This is a genomic window from Streptomyces coacervatus (genome assembly GCF_029223485.1).
Lineage (GTDB): Bacteria > Actinomycetota > Actinomycetes > Streptomycetales > Streptomycetaceae > Streptomyces > Streptomyces coacervatus.
Map to the genome: position 1 here is coordinate 70,144 of NZ_JARHTP010000034.1, position 8,620 is coordinate 78,763.

General features: G+C 69.7%; 10 protein-coding genes and 3 pseudogenes. 6 read left to right on the top strand and 7 right to left on the bottom strand.

What is annotated here, in order from left to right:
- Positions 1-27: 27 nt before the first annotated feature.
- Positions 28-819 (top strand): S1 family peptidase, encoded by a 792-nt coding sequence (locus tag P2Q00_RS48200; RefSeq protein WP_275781324.1) that lies wholly within the window; start codon positions 28-30, stop codon positions 817-819.
- 121 nt (positions 820-940) lie between these two features.
- Here the strand turns inward: P2Q00_RS48200 and dmpI are convergent, their stop codons facing one another.
- Positions 941-1,123, bottom strand: coding sequence for a 4-oxalocrotonate tautomerase DmpI (gene dmpI, locus P2Q00_RS48205; protein ID WP_275781326.1), 183 nt, complete (start codon positions 1,121-1,123; stop codon positions 941-943).
- A 127-nt stretch (positions 1,124-1,250) separates the two neighbouring features.
- Positions 1,251-2,117 (bottom strand): LysR family transcriptional regulator, encoded by an 867-nt coding sequence (locus P2Q00_RS48210; RefSeq protein ID WP_275781327.1) that lies wholly within the window; start codon positions 2,115-2,117, stop codon positions 1,251-1,253.
- Positions 2,118-2,182: 65 nt separating this feature from the next.
- On the opposite strand from P2Q00_RS48210, the gene P2Q00_RS48215 reads away from it, so the two are divergent.
- Positions 2,183-2,830 carry a LysE family translocator gene (locus P2Q00_RS48215; protein ID WP_275781340.1) on the top strand — a complete coding sequence of 216 codons (648 nt, stop codon included), beginning with the start codon at positions 2,183-2,185 and terminating at the stop codon, positions 2,828-2,830.
- A gap of 18 nt (positions 2,831-2,848) precedes the next feature.
- On the opposite strand, the gene P2Q00_RS48220 is transcribed toward P2Q00_RS48215, so the two are convergent.
- The gene (locus tag P2Q00_RS48220; protein WP_275781342.1) at positions 2,849-4,162 is read right to left on the bottom strand and encodes a winged helix DNA-binding domain-containing protein; all 1,314 of its coding nucleotides are present in this window, start codon (positions 4,160-4,162) and stop codon (positions 2,849-2,851) included.
- Between the two features lie 159 nt (positions 4,163-4,321).
- Between P2Q00_RS48220 and P2Q00_RS48225 the strand changes: the two genes are divergently transcribed.
- The gene (locus tag P2Q00_RS48225) at positions 4,322-5,482 is read left to right on the top strand and encodes a magnesium and cobalt transport protein CorA (RefSeq protein ID WP_275781329.1); all 1,161 of its coding nucleotides are present in this window, start codon (positions 4,322-4,324) and stop codon (positions 5,480-5,482) included.
- A 377-nt stretch (positions 5,483-5,859) separates the two neighbouring features.
- Positions 5,860-5,973 (top strand): annotated as a pseudogene (locus P2Q00_RS48230) (transposase); the annotation flags it as partial.
- Between the two features lie 96 nt (positions 5,974-6,069).
- Here the strand turns inward: P2Q00_RS48230 and P2Q00_RS51225 are convergent.
- Together P2Q00_RS51225 and P2Q00_RS48240 are read right to left on the bottom strand one after the other, a co-directional pair.
- A pseudogene (locus tag P2Q00_RS51225) lies at positions 6,070-6,450 on the bottom strand (HAMP domain-containing protein); the annotation flags it as partial.
- Positions 6,341-6,730: a hypothetical protein gene (locus P2Q00_RS48240; protein WP_275781330.1), complete on the bottom strand. Its 390-nt coding sequence runs from the start codon at positions 6,728-6,730 to the stop codon at positions 6,341-6,343. The pseudogene P2Q00_RS51225 and the gene P2Q00_RS48240, both read right to left, overlap by 110 nt.
- 60 nt (positions 6,731-6,790) lie before the next feature.
- Between P2Q00_RS48240 and P2Q00_RS48245 the strand changes: the two genes are divergently transcribed.
- Entirely contained in the window at positions 6,791-7,540 is a 750-nt protein-coding gene (locus P2Q00_RS48245; RefSeq protein WP_275781331.1) for a polysaccharide deacetylase family protein, read from the top strand.
- 44 nt (positions 7,541-7,584) lie between these two features.
- Here P2Q00_RS48245 and P2Q00_RS48250 read toward each other — a convergent pair whose 3' ends face one another.
- Positions 7,585-7,779 carry a hypothetical protein gene (locus P2Q00_RS48250; RefSeq protein WP_275781333.1) on the bottom strand — a complete coding sequence of 65 codons (195 nt, stop codon included), beginning with the start codon at positions 7,777-7,779 and terminating at the stop codon, positions 7,585-7,587.
- Between the two features lie 22 nt (positions 7,780-7,801).
- Here P2Q00_RS48250 and P2Q00_RS51230 point away from each other — a divergent pair, with 22 nt between their 5' ends.
- On the top strand, positions 7,802-8,131 hold the full coding sequence (locus P2Q00_RS51230; protein ID WP_425579497.1) for a DUF6896 domain-containing protein: 330 nt from the start codon (positions 7,802-7,804) through the stop codon (positions 8,129-8,131).
- A gap of 5 nt (positions 8,132-8,136) precedes the next feature.
- Here the strand turns inward: P2Q00_RS51230 and P2Q00_RS48260 are convergent.
- Positions 8,137-8,475 (bottom strand): annotated as a pseudogene (locus tag P2Q00_RS48260) (transposase); the annotation flags it as partial.
- Between the last annotated feature and the right edge of the window lie 145 nt (positions 8,476-8,620).

An 8,620-nucleotide genomic window follows, 5' to 3' on the forward strand; every position in this document is an offset into this window, starting at 1 on the left:
CACCGGCAACCCCCACTGAGGAGACTCATGTTCGGGTCCAACCGTGCCAGAAAGAGCGCTGCGGCAGTCGCGGCGACCGCTGCGGCGGCCGTCACCGGACTGCTCGGCGCGCCTTCCGCGGCAGCCGCGCCCCAGCCCATCGTGGGCGGTACCACAACCACCACGACGGCCTACCCGTTCGTCATGCAGATCACGGACGCCTCGCAGAACCAGTTCTGCGGCGGCACCCTCGTCTCGGCCACCAAAGTGATCACCGCCGCTCACTGTATGGCCGGGGAGACCACCAGCAGCGTCCGAGTAGTCGGCGGCCGCACCTACCTCAACGGTACGAACGGCACGGTCAGCAAGGTCAGCAAGATCTGGATCAACCCGGACTACACGGACGCCACCAACGGCGACGACGTGGCCGTACTGACGCTGTCGACGTCGATGCCGTACACGACGGCTTCATATGTCTCGTCCTCGGACACCTCGGTGTACGCGGCCGGCGCCACGGCCCGCATCCTCGGATGGGGCACCACCTCGGAGAACGGCAGCTCCTCCAACCAGCTGCGGACCGCGACCGTACCGATCGTGGCCGACTCCAGCTGCAAGAGCTCCTACGGTTCGGAGTTCGTCCAGACCGACATGGTTTGCGCCGGATACACAGCCGGCGGCACAGACACCTGCCAGGGCGACAGCGGCGGTCCCCTGCTCATCGGGGGCGTCCTGGCAGGGATCACTTCTTGGGGCAACGGCTGCGCGGAGGCCGGTTACCCGGGTGTCTACACCCGGCTGACCACCTTCTCCAGCCTGGTGACCGCGCAGGTCAACTCGTAGGACGGGTACCCCAGAAGATCTCCTGAGCACCCCTCAGGTGAGAGACAAGGGGGCGTTGCGGGCTACCACGAGCAGCCCGCAGCGCCCCCTTTCCATGCGTTCCGCCTGCCCTCTCCGTGTGCTACTTGTCGGCGGTGAGCCTGCCCGCCGCGCCCCAGCTGTCCGTCGGCACCTCGTGGATCCACACCTGGACGGTCTCGGCCGGGATCCTGTACGCGTCGACGAAGGCGTCGGTGATGCGCTTGACGAGGTCCCGCTTGAGCTCGGTGTCGCGGGGACCCTGCTGGACGGTGACGATCGGCATGACTGAACTCCCTTGAATACATTGCCTGTTCGGACCCGTTTCGGATTCCGTATCGGATTCCTTTTCGGTGGGACCAGTCCATCGCGCCGGGCGTCCGCGACCAAGAGGCAGACCGCGACCGCAGCGATCAGTTCTCGTGATCGCCGCAGGCCAGCAGCAGGGTGTCCAGGTGCGGGGGCGGGGCGCCGACCGGCACGGCGAGGCCCGTCGACAGGGCGAGGCCCGGCGCGCGGAACGGCACAAAGGTGACGCGGGGGCTGTGCAGCACGCGCGCGTGAGAGGCGTAGACGACGGTCCACAACGGGCGGGTGCCGATGGTGGCGAGGGTGTCCTGCAGAGAGCCCCTTGCAGGACCCGGCAGCGGCTCGAACCCGGCCTCATGACAGGCACCCACCACCAGGTCGACCAGAGCGGGGTTGTTGCGGCGCTCGGTGAGCGTGAGCGGCACCTCGGCCAGCTCCTCGACGCCGAGCTCCGCACGGCCCGCAAGGGGGTGCGTGGCGGGGAGGGCCGCAACCAGGGGATCGGGCCACAAGGGCAGCACGCGCACACCCTGTACCGGTTCGACGGCCCGTACGAACGCGGCGTCCAGCTGCCCGCCCGCGACCCGGGCCAGCCGCTCGGCGACCGGCAGCGAGAACAGCTCGACGGGCACATCCGGCGCCCGGCGCGCGAACGCGGCGAGCACACGGTCGAGATGCGCGCCGAGTCCTGTACTGGTGCCGATCCGAAGGCCCGGCGGCGGGGCGACGGCGGCCCGCGCCCGGTCGGCCGCCGTCAGCACCGCCCGCGCCTCGGGCAGCAGCCGCTCCCCCGCCGCCGTGAGCCGCACCCGGCGCGGCGTCCGGTCGAACAGCTCGGCGCCCAGCTCCCGCTCCAGCCGCTGTATCTGCATACTCACCGCGGACTGCACGATGTGCAGTCGCTCGGCCGCCCGTCCGAAGTGCAGCTCCTCGGCGACGGTGACGAAGTAGGTGAGCTGCCGCAGTTCCATGGGCTCGACTCTAGAGGGGAGCGCGGGGCGGCTGTTTCAATGAGCGCCCGATGGGAGTGATACGCATGGTGTCCACGGACCGTTTTCTCGCCTTCGCCGCGATGTCCCTGCTGGTGATCGTGATCCCGGGGCCGAGCGTCCTGTTCGTCATCGGCCGCGCGCTCGCGCACGGCCGCCGTACGGCGGTGGCGACGGCGATCGGCAATGTCTTCGGCTCGTATCTGCTGGTGGTGGCCGTCGCGATCGGCATCGGCTCGCTGGTGGAACGCTCGGTCGCGCTCTATCTGGCGGTGAAGCTCGCAGGCGCGGCCTACCTGGTGTACCTGGGCGTCCAGGCGTTCCGGCACCGCAGGGAGCTGAAGGCGTCGGCGATCCGGGCGCAGCCGACGGGCCCGGCCCGCGGCGATCTGCGCACGGTGCTCGACGGCGCGCTCGTCGGGTTGACCAACCCCAAGGGCGTGGTCTTCTTCGCCGCCGTACTCCCCCAGTTCGTGGACCCCGCGGCCGGCCGTCTGCCGCTGCAGATGCTGCTGCTGGGCCTGATCCCGATCTCGATCGGCCTGGTCACGGACACCCTGTGGGGTCTGACCGCCTCGGCCGCCCGCACCTGGTTCGCCCGCTCCGACCGCCGTCTGTCGATGATCGGAGGCGCGGGCGGGTTCGCGATGATCGGGCTGGGCCTGACGGTGGCGGTGACGGGCCGGGCGGACTGAGGGTCTGTTCACCGGCTCCTACGGCATCACGGTCCCGAAGCGGATGTCGTACGACGTACCCGGGTGCATGGTGTCGAGCATGCGCGCCCCTTCGTCCACGACGTCCGCCCGCTGGGCCCTGGTGAGCCCGCCGAAGGGCTCGACGACAACGGCGCCCTCCCCCAGCTTCCACACCCCCGCCAGGAAGCCGTCGACGAGGAACGTGCAGTGCGCCTGGTTGCCCACCCAGCTGCGGCCCCAGTACTCGGGCGGCACGACCCGGGTGCGGTCGGCGTGCGAGAGGAGCAGGTTGTCGAACTCGGGGAGGAAGCGGGGCGGGGCCGGAGTCTCGGCGTCGGGACGTGCCGCATCCGGCAGGTCGAAGAGTTCGACGCCGTTCTCGTCCCGGAAGGTGACCAGCTGCGGGCGGAGCCGCTCGAAGGCGTCGCGCAGCCGAGTCAGGCCGGCCCAGGTCTGCATGTCCTTGACAGAGGCGGGCCCGAAGGCGGCGAGGTAGCGCAGGACGGTGGCGTCGGGGGACGGGGCGGCTTCGGCGGACGGTGTGCCCGGCGCCGGAGCGGTGGGCACGGTCGGGGCGGGCATCGGGGCGGTGGGTACCGTTGCGGCCGACGTCGGCGTGGTCGGCACAGTCGCGGCCGGCATGGGCGCGGTCGCGGTCACCGCGGTCGGGGTCGGGGAAGCCGCGGTCGGGGAAGCCGCGGTCGAAGCCGTCGCGGTCGGCGTGGCCGAGCTGTCGGCCGGGCCGCGGCCCAGCCAGTGCTCGGCGGTGGTCAGGGCGACCTGGCCGCTCCTCCCCCACAGCCCGCGCGGGGTGACCTGCACGAGCGGGAGTTTGCAGCGGGCGGCGATACCGAGGGCCTGCGGGTCGACATCGGGCCACTCGGCCTGCAGGGCCTCGCGCAGCTGCTTCATGGTGCGCGGCTCGGCCTCGACGAGTTCGCGGGCGAGGGCGGCCAGCCGTTCCAGATCGACTCCCTCAAGTCCCTTGCGGAAGTTGGTGAGTTCACGGTCGCGGGCCGGCTGGACCAGCGGGCGCAGGGTGCGGCAGTCGTCGGCGGTGTGGGTGTGGATGGTCGAGCGCATGGTGACGATGCGGACGACCCTGCGGTCCGCCATCGGCCCGGACAGGTCCTCGGGGGTGAAGCCGTCGAGGCGGGCGGCGAGCGCGTAGTACGGCGGCTTGACGTTCTGCGCCTGGAGCCCGAGGAGATGCCCGACGGCGGCCTCGGCGGTCAGCGGCGAGCGGCGCAGCAGCAGCTGCCGGTCGAGGGTGGCGCGGTTGAGCGCGCGGGTCCCGAGCACAGGAGCCGTCGCTGCCGTCGTCTTCGTCATGCCCCGCTTCGTCATACCCCGCACGCTAGCCCGGCTTGCGGACACCTTCTGTCCGCAACTCTCACCGAATCCCGGACGCACGGGCCACCCCCGCGCCGTTTGCCCCGTATATCCTGCCCGGGATCACGCAGCCGCAGCTTCGACCCGGGAGGCAGCCGCATGTCCGAGCGACGCGCCCGTCCCGCCTCCAAGAACGCGAGGCAGTCCGTCTGGCGCCGCGCGCTGACCCCACCGCAGCCGCCGGCGTCGAACACCCCGCCGGCCCCGGCCGACCCGGCACCCCCGGAGCCGTCGGAGGTGGCCAGCGTCGTCCAGGCGGCGCTGTACCGGGACGGCGTCCGCGTCTCCGCCCCGGCCACCCTCGCCGAGACCTTCCGCGAACTGCGCGAGCAGCCGTCCGGCATGGCGTGGATCGGTCTCGCCCGCCCCACCGAGGGCGAACTCCTCTCCCTGGCCGCCGAGTTCGACCTGCACCCGCTCGCGGTCGAGGACGCGATGGAGGCCCACCAGCGCCCGAAACTGGAGCGCTACGGCGACACCCTCTTCGTCGTCCTGCGCGCGGCCCGCTACCTGGACGCCCCGGAGGAGGTCGACTTCGGCGAGCTGCACGTGTTCGTGGGACCCGACTTCGTCATCACGGTCCGGCACGGCGCCGCCCCCGACCTCTCGGCGGTCCGCCACCGCATGGAGGAGACTCCTGAGCTGCTGAAGCTGGGCCCGGAGGCGGTCCTGTACGCCATACTCGACGCGGTCGTCGACGGTTATGCGCCGGTGGTCTCAGGCGTCCAGAACGACATCGACGAAATCGAGACCGAGGTCTTCCGCGGCGACCCCGAGGTCTCCCGCCGCATCTACGAACTCTCCCGCGAAATGGTCGAGTTCCAGCGCGCCACCCGCCCCCTGGTCGGCATGCTGCACGGCCTGATCGCCGGCTTCTCCAAGTACGGCACGGACGACGAACTCCAGCGCCATCTGCGGGACGTCGCCGACCACGTGACCCACACCAGCGAACGCGTCGACGGCTTCCGCCAGGCCCTCACCGACATCCTCACGGTGAACGCGACGCTGGTGACCCAGCAGCAGAACGCGGAGATGCGGGCGCTGGCGGAAGCCGGGTTCGAGCAGAACGAGGAGATCAAACGGATCTCGTCGTGGGCGGCGATTCTCTTTGCTCCCACACTCGTGGGAACTATCTATGGCATGAACTTCAAGCGCATGCCCGAGTTGAGTTGGAGCTTCGGATACCCCTTCGCGATCGGCCTGATGGCGGTGGTATGCGTAAGTTTGTACGTGGTTTTCAAGCGACGGGACTGGCTCTGAGCCTCTTTTGCCGAGTCCGGTTCTTCTGTGATCTTTGGTCTCGCATCAGTCACAGATCGGCCCGGAACCGACCCTGGGGAGTCCCTGGGGAGAAGTGATGCGGGTGATCTCCTCGCTCTACCCCCAAAGAGCCCCTGACCAGGGGTTTTAAGGCAATACGCCTACGGCACATCACAGCCAGTGACACCCCTGAGGCATCTCGACCCCGGCGAGCTGGTCCATCTCGTTACCGGATCATCGAGGACAGGGGCTAACGACTCCTAACAAAAAGGGGCTTCTGGACCCCTGGGAATGACGGTGTGTCAGTTCTCGTTGATGCCGGCCGAAGGGGGTGCGAGCCAGTCGAGACGAGGAAGACCGCTGCCAGGCCCTGGGAGATCGACGACGAGTTGTGGGCGCGGATCGAGCCGCTGCTGCCGGTCGTCCCGCGTAATCCGCGGCGTCCGGGTCGTAAGCGTCTGGATAGTCGCAGGGTGCTGTGCGGGATTCTCCAGCCGCAGCCGCCGTGCGGTCAGCGGGGTTTTGAGCTGGTGGGAGGCTTCGGATCCGATTGCCTCCTGGGCGCGTAGCAGGTACTGGAGCCGGGCGGCTGTGTGGGTGAAGGAGGCTGCCAGGCGGCGTAGTTCGGGCGGTCCGAGCCTGGTGTCGGGTGGATCGGTGAGGCGGCCGTCGGCGAGTTGGGCGGTGGCGTGTTCCAAGGCGCGGACGGGTCGGGTGATCGAGCGGGCGAGTGCGAAGCCGATCACGGCGACGGCGGCACCTCCCACGGCGCCCCCTGGCCGGCTGAGTCTCCGACACCCTCGGCGCCCGCCCCGATCCCGATGACGACGAAATTGCGGAGTGCCGGCGCGTTCTCGATTACGCGAAGCGGCACGGCATGGAACCGCAGAGCAGGCGCATCGAGAAGATGCGCTTCGGTGCACGTGGATTGGAGATGTTCCTCGCGGAGGGCCCGCATCCCAACTCACAGGGTTTGCGGCCGAAGACCGACGCATCGGTCGTTCCGGTCCCGACGAGGCCGAGTTCCCTCCAGCCGCGAGCGCATTCGAACTCCTCACCGGAAAGCCGGTCGCCGGGTCGGTGACGGTTCCGGCGGGCCGGGTCACCGTCGTACGGGAGCCGCGCGGGCAGTGAGCCGGGGGTGGTGGTGGCGGGCGCGGCCGCAGTGGCGAGGGTCACCATCGACCGGTTTGTGACAAAGGCTGCAAATGGCAGTGAATCCTTTGCTTTGGTCAGGCATTCGGTCATCGTCGTGGGGGCCCGTCCTTGCCATCTTGAGATGGCCAGCCCTGCCAGGAGCAAAACAGAATGCAGAACTCCAGTTCCGTCCGTCTGCTGCGCCGTGCGGCTCTCGGCTGCGCAGTGGCCGTCTCGTTCGCCCTGGCCGGTGTCGGTGCCGGTACGAGCGCAAGCGCCGCAACCGGCGCCGGGGCGCAGGCCGCCCCTGTCGGCGCCCCGAGCGCTTCGATCGCCTACAGTGCGGCGACGTACGGCCGGACTGTGGCACTCACGTTCGACGACGGCCCGGGGCCGTTCACCGGTCAGGTCCTGGACCTGCTGGCCCGGTACCACGCGCAGGCGACCTTCTGCCAGATAGGCAACCAGGCCGCCGCGAACTCCACCCTGGTCAAGCGCATACTGGCCGACGGCCATCGGCTGTGCGACCACACCGTGGACCACCCCCAGCCGATGGGTACCCTCCCGCACGCCACGCAGGTCCACGAGATCACCGCAGCCAAGGAAATGATCAGCAAGGCCGGCGGGCCGGGCACCCGGATCAGGTGGTTCCGTGCCCCCGGCGGCGACTTCAGCCCGGAAAACCGCCGGATAGCCGTGCAGGACGGTCTACGCCCGCTGGGCTGGACCGTCGACCCTCGTGACTGGTCGCGCCCCGGCGCCGCCTCGATCGTCGCCACCGTGAAACGGGAACTGCGTCCCGGCGGCGTCGTCCTCATGCACGACGGCGGCGGCAACCGCAGCCAGACCGTGGCAGCCCTGCGCGAACTGCTCCCCTGGATGACCCGGCAGGGCTACAGGTTCAGCCTTCCCGCAAGCTGACGCGACGGCTTCATTCCGAAACACCCGGGACCCCGACGAGGTCTTCACGGGCACGGAAAGGGGCGGGCGGGGAGCGGTGCCGCCTTCCCCGGGACGGTCGTGCCGTTCCGGGGAAGGCTGCCGCTCGGCGTGCGGTGCTCTGGCGCCGACGGAGCCTGGCGGACGACGCGGATGGTCATCGGCGCGGAGATGCGGTCCGTCTTCGCGTGCTGGTGGCGCTCGTCGGTCGCGTGCAGCACTTACTGATCGATTGACGAGGCCATGAGGGCGGCGATGCCCTCACTTGAGCGACCGGCGGACGTCGTCCGCCTGGCCCGTTCGCGCCGGATCAGCCGGGGTGATCACATCGGCGCCTATTCCTACAAGGTTCATGGGGCAGGGTGCCGCTTCGTGAGCGACGAGGGCACTGAGGTCGATGTGGACTTCGCAGCCGACGGGAGCGAGGTCTTCGACCTCTGGCGGCTGCGCAGGTATGGGCTGAGCCTGCCGGAGCCTCTTGACGTCACGGATCAGGACATTCGGTCCGCAGTGCGGTCGCTGCAACCGCTTCTGAACGAGGTGCGACCAGGGTGGTTCAGCGTTGCCGACTGATCGCTTCAGGATGAGGTTCGCAGGCGGCGAAGGCATATGAGGCTGCAGGCCAGTTCGAGCAGGCCCTGGTGGAGATCAGCGCGCCGCTCGTACCGGATGCGGAGCCGTTTGAACTGGTGCAGCCAGGCGAAGGCGCGCTCAACGACCCAACGCACCTTGCCCAGTCCTGAGCCGTGGGTGACACCGCGTCGGGCGATCACCGGCTTGACGCCGCGCTTCCACAGCCGGCGGCGGTACTTGTCGAAGTCGTAGCCCCGGTCGGCGTACAGGCGCCGGGACTTGCGGCGGGGGCGTCCCCGCAGGCCCCGGATCGGTGGGACCGCGTCAAGCAGCGGCAGGAGCCGGATTCCGTGGCGGTCGACGATCAGACATCCGATGCGGTTGCGGCGTCAAGCGGCGACGGCCAGAACAGGTGCGGGGTGGGGTGGGAAGGCGATGCTCTCGTTGTAGGGAGTGCGCTTGGTGAGGCAGTGGTGGAGGCAGCCGAGC

Bases quoted from the DNA above. Each gene is read 5' to 3' on its own strand.
- P2Q00_RS48200 (WP_275781324.1), top strand. From the start codon at position 28: ATGTTCGGGTCCAACCGTGCCAGAAAGAGCGCTGCGGCAGTCGCGGCG.
- dmpI (WP_275781326.1), bottom strand. From the start codon at position 1,123: ATGCCGATCGTCACCGTCCAGCAGGGTCCCCGCGACACCGAGCTCAAG.
- P2Q00_RS48210 (WP_275781327.1), bottom strand. From the start codon at position 2,117: ATGGAACTGCGGCAGCTCACCTACTTCGTCACCGTCGCCGAGGAGCTG.
- P2Q00_RS48215 (WP_275781340.1), top strand. From the start codon at position 2,183: ATGGTGTCCACGGACCGTTTTCTCGCCTTCGCCGCGATGTCCCTGCTG.
- P2Q00_RS48220 (WP_275781342.1), bottom strand. From the start codon at position 4,162: ATGACGAAGACGACGGCAGCGACGGCTCCTGTGCTCGGGACCCGCGCG.
- P2Q00_RS48225 (WP_275781329.1), top strand. From the start codon at position 4,322: ATGTCCGAGCGACGCGCCCGTCCCGCCTCCAAGAACGCGAGGCAGTCC.
- P2Q00_RS48240 (WP_275781330.1), bottom strand. From the start codon at position 6,730: ATGACCGAATGCCTGACCAAAGCAAAGGATTCACTGCCATTTGCAGCC.
- P2Q00_RS48245 (WP_275781331.1), top strand. From the start codon at position 6,791: ATGCAGAACTCCAGTTCCGTCCGTCTGCTGCGCCGTGCGGCTCTCGGC.
- P2Q00_RS51230 (WP_425579497.1), top strand. From the start codon at position 7,802: ATGAGGGCGGCGATGCCCTCACTTGAGCGACCGGCGGACGTCGTCCGC.